Here is a 15,891-nt window from a genome sequence, read left to right on the forward strand (position 1 = left end):
GCCTCATTCAATTTGAAGAGGCTCTTTTTTCTACTATTCATCAACTGTTTGCAACAGCACCCTTTTGCAGTTCATACATTTGCGCATACAGTCCTTCTTGCTGCATGAGTTGTTCATGACTGCCACGCTCGACGATCTCACCTTTTTCTAACACCAAGATCATATCGGCTTTCTTAATCGTGGATAATCGGTGAGCAATCACAAAAGTCGTTCGTCCTTCTTTAACTACATCAAGCGCCCGCTGAATGATCGCTTCTGTTTCTGTATCAATGTTGGCGGTGGCTTCATCTAAAATTAAAATCGCTGGATCGTACGCTAATGCGCGTGCAAATGAAATCAACTGACGTTCCCCTGAGGAAAGGGTGCTTCCCTTTTCAACGACTGGTTCATCAAAGCCTTGCGGCAGGTGCTTCAACAACTCTGCTGCGCCTACTTGCTTTAATGAGGATTCAATGGTTTCTCTTTTGATCTCTTCATTTCCTAAGCTGACATTGGAGGCAATCGTTCCCGAAAATAAATACGGGTCTTGCAGCACAATGCCCATTTGTTTACGCAGCGTTTGACGCGACTGATCATAAATGCTTTCGCCATCTATGAGAATGTCTCCTTGCTGAATGTCATAAAAGCGCAGCAGCAAGTTCATGATCGAGCTTTTCCCAGAACCAGTATGCCCCACAAGTGCAACCGTTTGACCTTTCTTTGCTTCAAACGTAATGTTCTTTAAGACATTTTTTCCTTCATTATAAGCAAAGGTGACATCTTTGAACTGAACGTGTCCCTCCAGCTTCTTCTGAACTGGTTCTTCCACTTCTGTTCCTGGTTCATCTAATAATCGGAACACCCTTTCCGATGAAACCCTTGCTAATTCCAATCTGGAGAATTGATTCACAATACCTGTAATCGGCTGAAACAATCGATTTAAATAATCGACAAACGCATAGAGCACACCAATGGACACAATGCCTGTCGCACTTAACGATGCACCGCCAAAATACCAAATGAGCGCCACATAGGCTAAATTTCGCAGCAGGTTAACCAAGTTATGTGAAAGAAGTGAATTTAAATGCAGCATCTTTCGCTGATACCGAAAGTGATTGTTGTTCAGCTCATCAAATTCCTCTTTCGTCGCTTTTTCATGACGAAACGCTTGAATAATGGTCATCCCTTGAATAGCTTCATTTAGCTTGGCATTGATTTCACTGATGATCGAACGAATTCGGTGATTGTACACGGATGCAAACTTTCTGTAAGTCATCGACCATAGGAAAATAATCGGGACTGCGACCAAACAAATGAGTGCCAGCTTCACATTTAATAAAAACATGGCAATGTAAATCCCAATCATGTAAATGGCACTCGTCACAAAATTAGCAAGGACTGTGACATATAGGTCACGAATGGTTTCCGTGTCATTGGTGATTCTCGCGACAACCTTTCCAGCCGGTAAATTATCAAAATATCGGATCGGCAGCGTTTGGATGTGCTCAAAGACGTCTACCCTCATTTTTTGAATAATTCGATTTGCAATCCTCTGGAGCAAGTAATGCTGCCCATACTGAAAGAAAATCGCAACGATGAGCAGCCCTAGATAAAATAGAACAAGCTGCACCAAACCACTGATTTCTGGCTGATAAAAAGCAAAAATCTCTTCTTTTGATAAACGCTGTACCTCGTAGGTCTCACGCTCGTTCCCATTTTCAATGGTGAGCTGATCTCCCGATATCTTTCTGTTTCCATCAAAACGAATCGGCTCATTCACAAAATAGTAACCGAACCCGACTTGCACCACATTAATTTGCTTTCCAGATTCCATTCCATTGTTTAATCGATCGCTTCGTATATAGTTATTTCCCTGGTAATAAACGGTTTTGTCTGTCTTTTCATTGACCTCGACATACGGTTTTTCTACACCTAAAATATGATCATCAATCATTTTCTTCCCAATAAAAGGTCCTGTCAGCTCAGCACCAACTGCAATCATCAGAAAGATTAAGGCAACAGACAGTACTTTCTTATATAGGAGTGCGTAGGCAAGAAGTCTTCTTCCTGTTGTCATGCCTCATCCCCTCCTTCCAGCTGATTTGTCAGCTGCTGACGCAAAAATTGCTCTTTGTACCACCCATCCTGCTGGATAAGCTCGTTGTGGGTGCCCTTTTGGACAATACGTCCTTCTTCCATGACAAGAATAAGATCCGCATGTTCAACAGCTGATAGGCGATGAGTCGTAATAAACGTCGTTTTGCCATGACGGTTTTGTCTTAGATTCTCTAAAATAGCGGTTTCTGTTTTTGCATCTACCGCAGACAATGAGTCATCTAGAATTAAAATGTCTGGATCAATTAATAAAGCACGTGCAATGGATATTCGCTGTTTTTGTCCGCCTGACAGCGCCACACCTTTTTCCCCAACCATGGTCTCCAGACCCTCTGGCAGAAGGCGTAAATCCTTTTCAAAGTAAGCATCCTTGATTGCTTGTGCTAACTCATCTTGTTTCGCATCCCGATGACCAAATCGCATATTCTGTTCCACACTTTTTGAGAAAAGAATATGATCCTGAGGTACGTATCCGATCCATTGAAATAACTGATCTAATTCAATGTCTTGGATTGGAACACCTGATAGCAAGATTTGCCCATCACCTGCCGGGTACTGGCGCAGAAGCTGTTTGACAATGGTCGTTTTTCCGCTTCCCGTTTTGCCTGTAATCCCAATCGTCTGCCCTTTTCGAACGGTAAAGGACACATCAATGAGATTATCTTTAGGTGAAGTTGGATACCTGAATGTCACATGATCAAACTCAATATCTCCAGGCTCTTGTAACGTTTTCGGCTGAGCAGCGTCTGTTACGTCCGGCTTGTAGCTGAGTGTATGATTCAACCGGTCTAACGACGCATTTCCTCTTTGCATAATATTAATCAATTCGCCGATCGCAAACATTGGCCAGATCATCATGCCAAGATAGACGTTAAATGCAACAAGCTCCCCAATGGTTAAATCACTTTGGAATACGAGATAGGCTCCGTAGCCGATTCCGATTAAATAGCTGATTCCTACAAGTAATTTCACTGTCGGTTCAAACAAGGAATCAATGATCGCCACTCGCATGTTTTTTTGGAATACATCATCTGTCATTTCGCGAAAGCGTTCGACATCTTGTTTCTCCTGTACAAAAGACCGAATGACTCGAACGCCTGCCACTGATTCAAGAACACGATCGTTCATATCACCAAATGCATCCTGAGCGACAGTAAAGCGCTCATGGATTTTGCTGCCATAAAACGCAATCAAGAGCGCCATCAGCGGCATAGGGAGAATCGCCATTAAGGTTAATTTCCAGCTAATTGTCAGACCCATCGTAAAGAAGATCATCAGCATATAAGCAGTGGAATCAACCAAGGTCAGAACGCCAAAACCTGTCGTTAAGGCCACAGCATTTAAATCGTTTGTTCCTAATGCCATTAAGTTACCGGTTTTTTTCTTTTCATAAAAGGTCGGTGTCATCTTCAGCAAGTGGCGCATCAGTTTCCCGCGCATCACACGCTCCATGACATTTGCGCCGCCAAATAACTGATACATCCAAAAATATGTAAGTGTATAGACGACGACACCTAGTAAGCAAAAAATGGTCACATAAAACAAAATACTGGATGTTGTAAATTGACCAGAACGAATGTCATCCACTGCCTGGCCAAGGTATCTTGGCGGAAGCATTTCAAGCACATTCACAATGAGCAGAAGCGTAATAGCGATTGTATAACGCCTCCACTCTTGTTTAAAGAACCAGCCTAATTTCGCAAATACTGAAAACATGTTTGTCTCTCCTTTTCAAGCTAGCCGCTTTCTAAATTTTCCTGCAAGTCACCTTGTTTCGTTTTTTGAGTTTTTGTCATTTGTCTTGATTTTGGCATGTTCACATGCTTTCACTCCTCTTCATTTACTTGTTGTTTTCCATCCCTTTATTTCGGAATGCGAAATGAATACAACAAAAAAAGAGGCCACCAGCTGGCTGGTACGCCTCTTTTCGTCATGTAAAAAGGCGCATGTTGACAAATACGCAACATACGCCTTGATTCATCCGATCAATTGGAACATACGAGTTCCTTTTCAATGACCAATGAAGGTGTAATTGTCACGTGAATCAACCCATTCATGCAGTTTGATTTCATTCTTCCAATGTTGCACATGACATTTCCTCCTTTTGGCTCTTGAATCTTTTTTTATCTTATAGTGGCTGTCACCATTTTGTCAATAAATATTTTTCAATAAATGAAATTTTCTAACAAAAATCAATCTCCCTTATGTGTATCTTTTTCTATTAACGGGTATACCATGAGTGTAAAGACTCCTTTTGAAAGGAATGAGGACATTGTTTCAAGCTGATCGGATGGTCGTTGCATTTGATGGACATGAAGACAGTAAGAAAGCATTAAAGAAGGCAATCGCTTTAGCCAAAACTTTGCATGCCAAGCTGACCGTTGCCTATGCCCATGATGGCAAAACAGGCAGACAGGTGTTTGATGCACCGCGCCCAATGACTGGCGGAGCTTATATCGGCGGCGGTACGGCAGATCTTCAAACACCCCCTGTGTATGTGCCTCATGATGAACAGCAAAGTCCCTTGATTTTTGAAGACCATACAGAAGAGGTCGTTGCGGAAGCAAGAATGCTTTTAAATGAGGAACAGTTTGAGGCTGCCATTGAAATTGTAGAAGGAGAACCAGCGGAAGCGATTATCGAATTTGCTGAGGAAATATCAGCAGACCTCATCGTCATGGGAGCACGTGACCAAAGCAGATTGAAAAAAATGCTATTTGGCAGTGTGAGTGAAAAGTTATCAGCAAAATCAGATATACCTGTGCTTATTGTGAAATAAATGCATCACAAAAGGCTGTAAACTAATGTTTACAGCCTTTTTTATTTATGAAGAGATCGATGCTTCACTTTCATGTTTAATTTTTTGCTGGAAGCCTTCCTGTACGCGCTTTGTCAGCTTGCCTGGAACACCTTCCCCTACTGGCGCACCATCTATTTCAACAATCGGAATGACTTCAGCCGTCGTCGAGCTGATGAAGATTTCCTGAGCGCGCAGCAGTTCTTCTTTGCTTATTCGATTTTCTTCAACAGTACATCCTTCTTCCTCACATACCTCCAGCAGCTTTCTACGGGTAATGCCGTTTAAAATGAGATTGTTTGCAGGGTGAGTGCGAATCACGCCATCAATCACGGCATATACATTCGAGGAGGTTCCCTCAGTCACAAAACCGTCTCTTATCAGGATTGCTTCAAACGCACCAGCTTCAGATGCTTTCTGCTTTTCCATGATGTTATATAAAAGATTTAAGCTTTTGATATCACACCTTAACCAGCGAAGATCCTCAGATAATATGGCCTTTGCACCAGCTTTCTGCTCTTGAACAGGCTTTTTCACCTGGAACGTATATGCCGTGATTTGAGGAGTAAGAGTATTACTATATTGATGTTTACGAGGGGCGACACCCCGCGTGACTTGAATATACACACCGCCATCTGCCAATTGATTGTGAGCGACGAGCTGTTGTAACTTTTCTTCCATATCAGATACTGTACCTTGCAGATGAATACCAATTTCCTTTGCACTCTTGAACAGACGCTCTGTATGCTCCTTTAACGTAAACAAAGTACCATCGTATACACGAATGACCTCATAGACTCCGTCCCCAAATTGATAGCCTCTGTCCTCAATATCAACATGTGCATCCTTTTTTTCAACGAAATCTCCATTGTACAATACTTTCATATGGAATCTCCCCTTCGCTTTACAATAATGGTTGAATCTGATGCTATCTTAGCGGATAAATGAGTACGTTTCAATGATTATTCAGAATTATTTCACATCATATGAAATGGATAACTTTCTATTGTAACAAATATAGATTCATAACCAAAAAGATTCCAATTTTTTAGCATCTTCTATATTCATAGGCTCTTTTTTCCTGTATACTGACACCATATAAACATGACAAAAAACAGCGGAAAAAGACAGAATCCACTACATGATTCGACACAAATTTTTGATTTATTGGAGCGATTGTAATGCAACGGGTTAAAAAAAAACAGACACCTTCAAACACAATGCTGCTCTCAAAAGCGATTGGTTTTGTCATCCTGACACTGATCCTCTTTTTTATTTGGGATATGTCCAAAACCAATATGCAGGCAGCAGATCAGCCGGCGAAATTGTCTGCGAGCAGTCAATTTAGGGACACAAGCACTAGTATGAAAGCAAAAGATGCTTCTAGGAAAACATTAGATGCACATTTTAAGATCGATTCAAATAAACATATAACGGATCAAACAATCTTTTTAACCTTTGATGATGGGCCATCAGCGACTTCAAATCAGCTGTTAGATGTGCTAAAAGCGCATCAAGTGAAGGCTACATTCTTTATGCTCGGGCCGCAGATTAAAGAACACCCGGCAGCTGTGAAAAGACTCCATCAAGAAGGTCATCAATTAGGGCTTCATGGTATTACCCATGATGTGAAACGCTTTTATCAAAAAAGTGATTCTCCTGTTAACGAGATGAAGGAAGATCAGCGCATTTTGGCTTCTGTCACAGGTGAGTATACCCATCTTGTAAGAACACCTTATGGCAGCACCCCAAATTTAACCGATCAGCAAAAAGCACGTTTAAAACAAAAAGGCTTTGTGTACTGGGACTGGACCATTGACAGTCTTGACTGGAAATATAAAAGCTCAAAATATGTACCAGAGGTATTAAATCAACTGCAAGTGCTGGAGACAAAATATCCAAAAGAACCAAAAATCATCTTAATGCATGATCAGCCGGCGACGGCAAAATACTTAAGCAGCTTAATCACGCAGCTAAAGGCAAAAGGCTATACATTTGAAGTTCTTGATGAAACAATGAAGCCGCTGCAGCAATAAAGAAAAACCCGCACCTTTAGGATGCGGGTTTTTTAATGATTTATAAAGCTTTCACGAGATCGCCAATTCGCTCATGAAAGACAAGATCAAAAAGCGGATCGAATTCTGTTTCACTCAAATTCATCATCACCATGAAGATGGAAGAATCGTGAGCTGCATCTTCTGGAATATATCTTGCTGGCGCTACTTCTAGGGAAGTCCCCATGACGAGCAGCATGTCCGCTTTCTGAAGTGATGTCTCCACTTGGTCTAAATGTTTGACCATATCTCCAAAAAGAACAACATCTGTTTTTAGCACACGTCCACACGTACTGCCGTCAGAGAAAACCCTTTGACAGACCGGCACCGCTTCTTTTAACAAATACGGCAAATCATATACCGCCTGGCACGATGGACAAGTAGCTGTTTGAATGGAGCCATGGAGTTCATATACGCGCTGGCTTCCCGCCTTTTTATGAAGACCATCAATATTTTGGGTGAAAATATCCACATATTTCCCTTGTTGCTCAAGGCTGGCTAAAAAGATGTGCCCGCTATTTGGCTCGTATTCCCCGCTCATTTTCATCTGAAACAATTCCTTAAATTTCGGCCAAAATTGATGAGGATTTGATAAAAAGTAGGACCGGCTCATCGCCTCCATGCGAGAAGTATCTTCCGTCCACAATCCACCCGTTGATCTAAAATCAGGAATACCCGATTCTGTACTCATACCTGCACCTGAGAGTACTGTGATATGTGAAGCCTGCGATATTCTCTCTCTTAGCGCTTCCACCTTTTTTTGATCCACGTACCATTCCTCCTTTATTCACCCAGCTGTTTCTCGCCTTTTTGTTTCATATAAATGGTCTGTCCAGGGAAAGCAAATTCTACACCTTCTTCGTGGAAAATATCTATGATGCGATAGTTAATGTCCTGCTTAATATCAAGGTTTTCAGACCAAGCTGTCGTGTTTGTATAAAAGTTGAAAAACAAGTTCAAATAGCTGTCTGCCAATACATCGAGATTCACGATAATCGTCTCCTTATGCACACCATCATGCTCGTGAAGCATCTGTTTGAGACGCTTAATACACTGATCAATGTTTTCCTTTGGTGTATTGTAGGAAACGCGAACAGAAAACGTAATCTGACGTTTATTCATTCTCGTCCAGTTTGTGATCGGCTCCTTAGAAAGCGTAGAATTCGGAACGGTCACAACGGCTTCAGCAGGTGTTCGAAACTTTGTGCTTCGAAATGTAATATCTTCAACAGTCCCAAGAACACTTGGTGTCTCCACAAAGTCGCCCATCGTAAAAGGCTTCTCTGTAATAATGACAATCCCTCCAAAAAAGTTAGCCACTGTATCCTGAGCGGCAAGCGCAAAGGCTAGACCACCTAAACCAAGACCTGCCACAAGTCCATTGACATCATAATTAAATTCTTGTGCAATGATACTAATACTTAGTGCGATAATAATGAAACGAAGTACCTTTGATAAAAACGGTGCTAAAATATCATCCATTTCTAATTCAAATTTCGAATTGACCTTTTGAAATAAGAAGGAAGATGCTGCGGTTAAATTACAAAGTCCCCACGTCAGCATCAAAATAATGGAGGATCTATACAATTTAATGATGACATCCATATGATGCTCAAAGTATGGTGCCTGTCTTAACGCAAAATATAAACCAAGTGCCACGAAAAACAGCCTCGCTGGTTTTTCAAATGCCACAACGATTTGGTTAATGACCTCCGTCTTAGACCGATTTGTCAGCCTAAACAGAAGTTGAAATAAATACTTCGTAAATACTTTCCGAAGCAATAAAAAAAGCAATAAAATACAAAGGCTAATTCCAATTTGGATCGCAATATCTACTGTAAAATATGTATCCATCCATTTTTGTGTAAACATGTCTGTCTCTCTCCTTTAAAACAATCCTCTCTAGTTTATAATATAACCTTCGTTCATGTCCTCTCTTAAATGTCTGACCTCTACATAAAAAGCCTCGGGACTGATCCCGAGGCATGATGTTCAAATATGAAATTTTGGCTAGAGACATATCGACGGGCAGCAAACTACTTTTTCTTCTGAGCCTGATCAAGGAGAGTCGCTTTAAACATTTCAGCATCCGTTTCGACCTTAATACGTTCTTCCACTCTAATTCTCCCTTTACCCAATCATCTCGCCTCCTTTTCATCATTATAAAACATCAGAATTTTCAGTCAACATGACGAAAGCACTAATATTTTGACGAACACTGACGATTTGGACAAAATTGATCGAAGAAAAAATGATGTAGTTCAGATTTACTCAATAAGAGCTTGGGATATTCCTGCAACTTTTCACCTTTCATACACGATGCTTCTCACCACATGCCATGTTCCATTACATACAGCTCTCCCTCGTTCCATATAGTAAAGAAGGAAAAACAGCAAAAATTTGATATGATAAGACCAGAACTTATGTCAGGAGCTGGAGCATGTGTATATTATCGCGCATAGAGGGTCATCAAGCGCTGCCCCAGAAAATACAATGGCCGCATTTGATTTAGCTGTTCAGCAGGGTGCGGATTATATTGAGTTAGACGTCCAGCTAACAATGGATCAGCACATAGCCGTCATCCATGATGATACCGTTGATCGAACGACTAACGGAAGCGGATTAGTGAAAAGTTATACACTTGATCGGCTGAAGAAACTGGATGCAGGAAGCTGGTTTGGTTCTCAGTACGCCAACGAACGAATTCCCACCTTACAGGAAATCCTTGAAAGATACAGTCAGCGTGTCGGGATACTGATTGAGATCAAGCATCCAAAACGGCAGATTGGGATTGAAAAGGCAGTTGTCGACATCATCAACCGGTTTGCCTATTCCCGTCACATCATGGTTCAATCTTTTGATGCCTATGCCCTTCAAAGAGTCAAAGCTTATGCCCCTTCTCTTCGAACAGCTTTTATTATAAAACCCTCTGCCTTCAAACTGACGAAAAGGAAATTAGCGGAGTACAGCTCCTTTGCGGATTGCCTTAATATGAAGAAAACGATGATCAACAGATGGTGGATTGATCGCATCCACTCATTTGGAATGGATGTCTTTATATGGACAGTGAAAGACCAAAAAACAGCCGACAGGATTAAAACATACCCCATTGATGGAGTGGTGACGGATCACCCGCCATTTTTTCTAAAGGAGAAATGATGTAAATGAAAGCATATCTCGCCGTATTTATCGGTGGACTGGTTGGTACCCTTTGCAGATATGAACTTAGCCAGTCCGTTGTCAGCCACACATTCCCCTATGCAACGCTGATTGAAAACATTACAGGCAGTCTGCTTCTTGGCTTTTCAACAGGGTATTTTATGTTTCGGAAGGGAAAAAAATATCTTGCTGCTTTAATCGGAACAGGATTTTGCGGTGGTTTTACGACAATGTCCACTTTTTCTAAAGAAACAGTTCTCTTATTACAGGATGGACTGTTTACATCAAGTGTCATGTATATTCTACTCTCAGTGATTGCTGGAGTGGGCGCTGCCTTATGTGGACTGATTACCGCTCAGCGCCTCTTTCAACAAAATGAGCAGCCGAAAGGAAGCAGATAAATGATTGTATTTTATACAGCTGTTGCTGGCGGGATGGGCAGTGCCCTTCGTTTTTTCCTCAGTCAATCGATTCAGAAAACCAAGTTTCATACTCGTTTTCCGTATAGTATTATTCTCATCAACTTACTCGGCGCAGCCGGTTTAGGTTTACTGACAGGTGCAGTGACTGACAATGATCCGGTGCTTATGACCATTGGGACTGGTTTTTTCGGTGGTTTTACAACATTCTCTACATTTAGTGTAGAGGCTGCGTCCATGCTACATGAGCGGCAAATTGGACAGCTTGCTGTCTACTTATTGGTTACAATCATCGGGTCTTTATGCCTCTTTGCTGCGTTTTATCAAATAGGACAGCATCTTTTTAAATATTGGTGATGGCGGCTAAGCTGATGAGCAACTGATCCATGAGCTGGCGCTTCATCAAAAAGAGTGTTTTTTCACTATAGCCGATTTCCATTGCACATTTTGCCATCCGCCAATCTCGAAAATATTTGTAATCGATGAGCTGCTGCTCTATTTCATCCAACTCTTTTAATGCCGTTTCAATACAAGCAACGATGAGTTCATACTGACTTTTTTGCTCTTCTAACTTTTTCCGTGTCATGTGGTCGAGATGATGCGGGCTTCTTTTTTCAAGCTGCCTTTCGATATTTAAGATCGCTGCTTGATAATTTTTGAAATTCTTTAAATGAAACTCAATTCGTTTCATTGATGTTTTTTTCTCCGTGATACTTGCTGTTTCATACCAAAGCATGTCCATCCCCCTTTATCGAACGTTTGTTCTCATTATATACCGAACACACATTCGTTTAAAAGAGACTAAATACCTAAAAAACCTTGAGCTTATTTTTCGCTCAAGGTCATTTCGTTTACTAGCAGCGGCTCCTTTATATCAAGCCCAGTGCGTGCACTGCCTTTTTCTGCCGATGTGATGCCTTTTTTCAAATCAATCTTTTTAACGTAACGTCCATCCATTTCCAGCACTTTCATTCGAATATCATCAAGATAGACGGATTGTCCTTCTCTGATATCAATATTCTCTTTTAAGATAAGCCCGCCGATTGTATCAATTTCCTCATCATAATATGAAATCTCGATCAAATCTTGAATTTCATCTAATCTCACTTTGCCATCTAAAACATAATGATGGTCGGCTCTTTTTTGAATAACTGGCTGCTCATCTTCATCGAATTCATCTCGAATATCACCGACAATCTCTTCTAAAATATCTTCCGTTGTGACAAGTCCAGACGTTCCACCATATTCGTCAGTTAAGATCGCCATATGCATTCGATCACGCTGCATCTTGACGAGAAGCTCTTGAATAGGAATCGTGTCGATGACCTCAATCACTGGATATATATAATCTTGAATTTTCAGTTGATCTTTTTCTCCTTGATATACAAGATCTGCAAAGAGCTGCTTTTTGTTCAGCATGCCGATAACATGGTCTTTATCTCCTGAAAACACAGGAAAACGAGTATACTTTTCCTGCGTCATGATGGCGAGGATATCATCTAACGGCATATCTTCTGGAATCGCACAAATTTCTCTCCGCGGTATCATGATCTCTCTGGCAATTCGATTATCGAAATCGAAAATCTTGTTCATATAATTATATTCTGATGGGTTGATTTCCCCATTTTTTAAACTCTCAGATAATAAAATCTTCAATTCCTCTTCAGAATGGGAATGTTCTTTTTCAGACCCCATATCGATGCCCATCATTTTAGTTAACAAACGGGCTGACCCGTTTAACACATAAATGAACGGGAACATAAGGATATAAAATGCATGCAGCGGGCCTGACAGCCATAGCGTCATTTTTTCCGCCTTTTGAATGGCAAGCGTTTTTGGTGCAAGCTCACCTACAACTACATGCAAAAAGGTAATAATAGAGAACGCAAGTGTTGCTGAGATCAGGCTGATTGCTGAATCAGGAATGTTTGTCAAACCAAAACCTCGAACCAAAAGTTCTTTCACAGCCGGCTTACCAATCCACCCTAAACCAAGGGATGTCACTGTAATACCGAGCTGACAGGCTGACAAATATTCATCTAGCCTTGATGTCACCTTTTTCGCCATGATGGCCTTTTTGGACCCTTCGGCAACAAGCTGATTAATTCTTGAACTTCTCACCTTTACTATGGCAAATTCAGATGCAACAAAGAAAGCTGTTAAAGCAATCAAAACACCGACTATACTCAGATTAACAATATCGTCCATTTAACCTTGCTCTTTCTTAGAAGAACAAGGAGTCACCTCCTGATTGATGTGTTATGTTTTGCAAAACGGTTAACTGATTAAATAAGACTACATTGAGGGCCCCACTTAACCACCTCCGGTTCACGTAAAATTCCGCCTCTCTACATATATATGAAACGGTATTCATTTTATCTTACCATAAATAATCTGAAAATTCCTGTATCATCATGCTGTTTTTGACATGACTGACTAAATTGAGGGAAAGCCTCCTCTGTTTCTTCTTATTGGCAGGAATATGAACAATTAACTTGTGTTTCAGACTAGAATTATATTAAACTATTTTCATAAACTATAACGTGACGGTTAGGAGGAGATGTTCAGATGGGGCTGAGAAAAAGTATCGTATTGGTGAACTAGCACAGATTGCACAGGTGACGAAACGAACTGTAGATTATTATACAAATCTAGGTTTGCTTGCGCCTGTTAGATCATGCTCAAATTATCGTTATTACGATGAATATGCTTTAAAACGATTACAATTAATCGTTCTTTGCAAACAGCAGAGATTGGCTCTTTCTGACATCAAATCCAGATTAGATGAACAATTCCCTTCTCAAAAGGAAGATCATGATGAACTTGTCCATTTAACCTCTGATATCGATCGGATGAATGAGCATATGGACCGCATTTTGGCACGTTGTAAGCAGCTTCAGCCAGAACAACGTGAAAAACTAAAAGAGCAGCTTACTCCTGAAAAAATGACGGCTGTCCAATCATTTTTACTGCTGTTAAGTTAAAATTTTTACTAAACAGGAGGTGTTACCTTCGTTCTCAAAGTCAGAACGAAGGCCTTAATTGGACATAGTTAATTTACTCATAGTTGCTTTACTTATAGCTTTAACCGCATTTTTCGTTGCATCAGAGTTCGCGATCATTCGCTTAAGAAGCTCAAGAATTGATCAGTTAATCGCAGAAGGTAATAAAACAGCAGTTGCTGTCAAGCATGTAACGACTCACCTTGATGAGTACCTATCAGCTTGTCAGCTTGGTATTACCATTACCGCTCTTGGAATTGGTTGGTTAGGGGAAGAAACAATTGCGCATATGCTTGCTCCACTATTTGTAGAGCTGTCGATTCCTCAATCAGCTAGTTCTATTGTCACTTTTATTATTGCGTTTAGTATCATGACGTTTTTACACGTTGTTGTTGGAGAGCTTGCACCAAAAACACTCGCCATTCAAAAGGCGGAGCAAGTATCCCTTCTATTTGCTAGACCACTGATGATCTTCTACAAAGTGATGTTCCCGTTCATTTGGGTATTAAATGGATCTGCTCGTTTGTTAACGAAAGCGTTTGGTCTTCAGCAAGTATCTGAGCATGATATGGCGCACTCTGAAGAAGAATTGCGGATTATTTTATCAGAAAGCTATAAAAGCGGCGAGATTAACCAGTCTGAATTCAAATATGTAAATAAAATTTTTGAATTTGATGACCGTCTGGCGAAAGAAATTATGATTCCTCGTACCGAAGTTGTCAGCTTTCCTCATGATATTACCATTGAGGAAATGCTGAAGGTAACAAAGGTAGAGAAATATACACGTTATCCAATTGAAGATGGCGACAAAGACAACATTATCGGTGTTCTAAACATTAAAGAGGTTCTCACTGCCTGCATTAGTGGTGAGTGTTCTACAAGCGATACGATCGAAAAGTTTGTAAATCCGATTATTCATGTGATTGAAACGGTTCCTGTTCATGATTTACTGCTCAAAATGCAGCGTGAACGTGTACACATGGCCATTTTATCAGATGAATATGGCGGTACAGCAGGTCTTGTGACCGTTGAAGACATCCTTGAAGAAATCGTTGGTGAAATTCGTGATGAGTTCGACATTGATGAAATCAACGAAGTGCGTAAACTTGGAGAAGACCATTACATCTTTGATGGCAAGGTCCTTGTTGATCAAGTCAACCTGCTATTAGGTATACAGCTTGATAATGAAGAGGTCGACACAATCGGTGGCTGGTTCCTTACTCAGAAATATGAAGTAGAGAAAAATGACGCCATTCGTGAACAAGGCTATGAATTTATCATTAATGAAGTCGATGGACACCATGTGGCATACATCGAAGTAAAAAAGTTAAATGAACAATTATTAGAAGCAGCTGAAGAAGGCGCTTCTTAATAAGAAAAACGACCCTTGCCTAAGCAAGCGGTCGTTTTTCTTATGACTTTTCGATTAATTGAGCTTCTAGCTCTTTGATTCTTGTGTTTAATACTTCCGTCATGGCACCTAATCTTTCTTTTGGCGGGAGATGGTCAAATTCAGACAGTTCAATCGGTTCACCGATGATTAAGCGCATTTTCCCTTTTTTGAAAAGACTTTTCGCATTTGAAGGCCCTTTATATGCGGCTGGAACAATTGGCGCTTTACCGAGCTGCGCAATGGTCACTGCCCCTCTTTTTAAAGGAACATCCTCTGTTGTACGTGTTCCGCTTGGAAAAATCCCAACGATCTTTCCCTCTTTTAATAATTTAATGGGCGTTTTAATACTGCTTGGCCCAGGGTTCTCTCGATCAACTGGAAAGGCATGAATCTTTTTTAAAAATCCACCGATCCATTTATTCGCAAACAATTCTTTTTTCGCCATGTAATGGATCTCAAACGGAAGAATTCCTGCGCCTAATGCAAGAACATCAACAAAACCCTCATGTGTACAAGCAATGACAAACCCCCGATCAGTTGGCAGATTCTCTTTTTGATATACTTTGATTCCACCTCGGAGACCAAATATTAATTTGACGGTATAGCCTGAAAATTTATACATAGTGCACTTCCTTTGTTTGAAGAATGAAGGATTTGTCTCTATTATAACAAATTTTTTATTACCTGGTACTAAAAATTTATGAGCAGCCCAATCCTCCCTGTCTTTTTCGTTTAAAATGAACGTTCTGACTGTATTCAAGCACATAGTTTTAGGGGAGAATAGAATAGGAATTGTGTCCAATTTTGTCGTTTTTCGATGTTTTTTCCTGATTTGTTCTATTGAAAATACTTTATAAATGATGCAAATTTCGCTATGATAAGGAGAAATGATTTTGATTCGGCGAAAGAAATGAGTAATGTACGGTAATGAGAAGTTTCGTGCAACTTTATGCCTTTCTTATGCGTGTATAAC

16 protein-coding genes are annotated in these 15,891 nt (G+C 40.5%); 7 read left to right on the forward strand and 9 right to left on the reverse strand.

The genetic code is table 11. The features are described 5' to 3' along the window. Window positions 1-40 precede the first annotated feature (40 nt). Both V6Z54_RS02615 and V6Z54_RS02620 read right to left on the reverse strand, forming a co-directional pair. Window positions 41-2,056: an ABC transporter ATP-binding protein gene (locus V6Z54_RS02615; RefSeq protein WP_073979241.1), complete on the reverse strand. Its 2,016-nt coding sequence runs from the start codon at window positions 2,054-2,056 to the stop codon at window positions 41-43. Beyond that, on the reverse strand, window positions 2,053-3,810 hold the full coding sequence (locus V6Z54_RS02620; RefSeq protein ID WP_041089621.1) for an ABC transporter transmembrane domain-containing protein: 1,758 nt from the start codon (window positions 3,808-3,810) through the stop codon (window positions 2,053-2,055). Before V6Z54_RS02620 ends, V6Z54_RS02615 begins: the two co-directional genes overlap by 4 nt. A gap of 556 nt (window positions 3,811-4,366) precedes the next feature. Between V6Z54_RS02620 and V6Z54_RS02625 the strand changes: the two genes are divergently transcribed. Beyond that, on the forward strand, window positions 4,367-4,873 hold the full coding sequence (locus V6Z54_RS02625; protein ID WP_041089619.1) for a universal stress protein: 507 nt from the start codon (window positions 4,367-4,369) through the stop codon (window positions 4,871-4,873). 45 nt (window positions 4,874-4,918) lie between these two features. On the opposite strand, the gene dat is transcribed toward V6Z54_RS02625, so the two are convergent. Next, entirely contained in the window at window positions 4,919-5,776 is an 858-nt protein-coding gene (dat, locus tag V6Z54_RS02630) for a D-amino-acid transaminase (protein WP_305960920.1), read from the reverse strand. A 296-nt stretch (window positions 5,777-6,072) separates the two neighbouring features. On the opposite strand from dat, the gene V6Z54_RS02635 reads away from it, so the two are divergent. Continuing rightward, window positions 6,073-6,927 (forward strand): polysaccharide deacetylase family protein, encoded by an 855-nt coding sequence (locus V6Z54_RS02635; protein WP_041089616.1) that lies wholly within the window; start codon window positions 6,073-6,075, stop codon window positions 6,925-6,927. Between the two features lie 40 nt (window positions 6,928-6,967). Here the strand turns inward: V6Z54_RS02635 and V6Z54_RS02640 are convergent, their stop codons facing one another. From V6Z54_RS02640 to V6Z54_RS02650, 3 genes are all read right to left on the reverse strand, one after another. Further along, on the reverse strand, window positions 6,968-7,714 hold the full coding sequence (locus V6Z54_RS02640; protein ID WP_269104027.1) for an NAD-dependent protein deacylase: 747 nt from the start codon (window positions 7,712-7,714) through the stop codon (window positions 6,968-6,970). Window positions 7,715-7,728: 14 nt separating this feature from the next. Continuing rightward, window positions 7,729-8,817, reverse strand: coding sequence for a mechanosensitive ion channel family protein (locus V6Z54_RS02645; RefSeq protein WP_338527670.1), 1,089 nt, complete (start codon window positions 8,815-8,817; stop codon window positions 7,729-7,731). Between the two features lie 164 nt (window positions 8,818-8,981). Then, a complete protein-coding gene (locus V6Z54_RS02650; RefSeq protein ID WP_008359843.1) occupies window positions 8,982-9,083 on the reverse strand; it encodes a YhdX family protein in 102 nt (33 codons plus the stop codon). A gap of 304 nt (window positions 9,084-9,387) precedes the next feature. Between V6Z54_RS02650 and V6Z54_RS02655 the strand changes: the two genes are divergently transcribed. From V6Z54_RS02655 to crcB (V6Z54_RS02665), 3 genes are read left to right on the forward strand one after another with little or no spacing between them, the layout of a single operon-like run. Beyond that, window positions 9,388-10,104 carry a glycerophosphodiester phosphodiesterase family protein gene (locus V6Z54_RS02655; protein ID WP_041089612.1) on the forward strand — a complete coding sequence of 239 codons (717 nt, stop codon included), beginning with the start codon at window positions 9,388-9,390 and terminating at the stop codon, window positions 10,102-10,104. A gap of 5 nt (window positions 10,105-10,109) precedes the next feature. Then, window positions 10,110-10,505, forward strand: coding sequence for a fluoride efflux transporter CrcB (gene crcB, locus V6Z54_RS02660; protein WP_041089610.1), 396 nt, complete (start codon window positions 10,110-10,112; stop codon window positions 10,503-10,505). Beyond that, the gene (gene crcB, locus V6Z54_RS02665; protein ID WP_338527671.1) at window positions 10,506-10,880 is read left to right on the forward strand and encodes a fluoride efflux transporter CrcB; all 375 of its coding nucleotides are present in this window, start codon (window positions 10,506-10,508) and stop codon (window positions 10,878-10,880) included. Here crcB (V6Z54_RS02665) and V6Z54_RS02670 read toward each other — a convergent pair. Both V6Z54_RS02670 and V6Z54_RS02675 read right to left on the reverse strand, forming a co-directional pair. Next, window positions 10,867-11,259, reverse strand: coding sequence for a hypothetical protein (locus V6Z54_RS02670; RefSeq protein ID WP_034282242.1), 393 nt, complete (start codon window positions 11,257-11,259; stop codon window positions 10,867-10,869). The two genes, crcB (V6Z54_RS02665) and V6Z54_RS02670, sit on opposite strands and share 14 nt — an antisense overlap. A gap of 89 nt (window positions 11,260-11,348) precedes the next feature. Beyond that, window positions 11,349-12,731, reverse strand: coding sequence for a hemolysin family protein (locus tag V6Z54_RS02675; protein ID WP_075611094.1), 1,383 nt, complete (start codon window positions 12,729-12,731; stop codon window positions 11,349-11,351). A 335-nt stretch (window positions 12,732-13,066) separates the two neighbouring features. Between V6Z54_RS02675 and V6Z54_RS02680 the strand changes: the two genes are divergently transcribed. Then, window positions 13,067-13,507 (forward strand): MerR family transcriptional regulator, encoded by a 441-nt coding sequence (locus V6Z54_RS02680; protein ID WP_034667702.1) that lies wholly within the window; start codon window positions 13,067-13,069, stop codon window positions 13,505-13,507. Between the two features lie 58 nt (window positions 13,508-13,565). After that, on the forward strand, window positions 13,566-14,897 hold the full coding sequence (locus V6Z54_RS02685; protein ID WP_039177491.1) for a hemolysin family protein: 1,332 nt from the start codon (window positions 13,566-13,568) through the stop codon (window positions 14,895-14,897). A gap of 40 nt (window positions 14,898-14,937) precedes the next feature. On the opposite strand, the gene V6Z54_RS02690 is transcribed toward V6Z54_RS02685, so the two are convergent. Further along, the gene (locus tag V6Z54_RS02690; RefSeq protein WP_039177489.1) at window positions 14,938-15,540 is read right to left on the reverse strand and encodes a 1-acyl-sn-glycerol-3-phosphate acyltransferase; all 603 of its coding nucleotides are present in this window, start codon (window positions 15,538-15,540) and stop codon (window positions 14,938-14,940) included. Window positions 15,541-15,891 lie beyond the last annotated feature (351 nt).

Source organism: Bacillus sp. MAG717A, from assembly GCF_036884855.1.
GTDB lineage: Bacteria > Bacillota > Bacilli > Bacillales > Bacillaceae > Bacillus > Bacillus safensis.

What these genes read in the sequence shown, in the direction of transcription:
- V6Z54_RS02615 (WP_073979241.1), bottom strand. Translation starts at nt 2,056, where the DNA reads ATGACAACAGGAAGAAGACTTCTTGCCTACGCACTCCTATATAAGAAA.
- V6Z54_RS02620 (WP_041089621.1), bottom strand. Translation starts at nt 3,810, where the DNA reads ATGTTTTCAGTATTTGCGAAATTAGGCTGGTTCTTTAAACAAGAGTGG.
- dat (WP_305960920.1), bottom strand. Translation starts at nt 5,776, where the DNA reads ATGAAAGTATTGTACAATGGAGATTTCGTTGAAAAAAAGGATGCACAT.
- V6Z54_RS02635 (WP_041089616.1), top strand. Translation starts at nt 6,073, where the DNA reads ATGCAACGGGTTAAAAAAAAACAGACACCTTCAAACACAATGCTGCTC.
- V6Z54_RS02645 (WP_338527670.1), bottom strand. Translation starts at nt 8,817, where the DNA reads ATGTTTACACAAAAATGGATGGATACATATTTTACAGTAGATATTGCG.
- crcB (WP_041089610.1), top strand. Translation starts at nt 10,110, where the DNA reads ATGAAAGCATATCTCGCCGTATTTATCGGTGGACTGGTTGGTACCCTT.
- crcB (WP_338527671.1), top strand. Translation starts at nt 10,506, where the DNA reads ATGATTGTATTTTATACAGCTGTTGCTGGCGGGATGGGCAGTGCCCTT.
- V6Z54_RS02670 (WP_034282242.1), bottom strand. Translation starts at nt 11,259, where the DNA reads ATGCTTTGGTATGAAACAGCAAGTATCACGGAGAAAAAAACATCAATG.
- V6Z54_RS02675 (WP_075611094.1), bottom strand. Translation starts at nt 12,731, where the DNA reads ATGGACGATATTGTTAATCTGAGTATAGTCGGTGTTTTGATTGCTTTA.
- V6Z54_RS02690 (WP_039177489.1), bottom strand. Translation starts at nt 15,540, where the DNA reads ATGTATAAATTTTCAGGCTATACCGTCAAATTAATATTTGGTCTCCGA.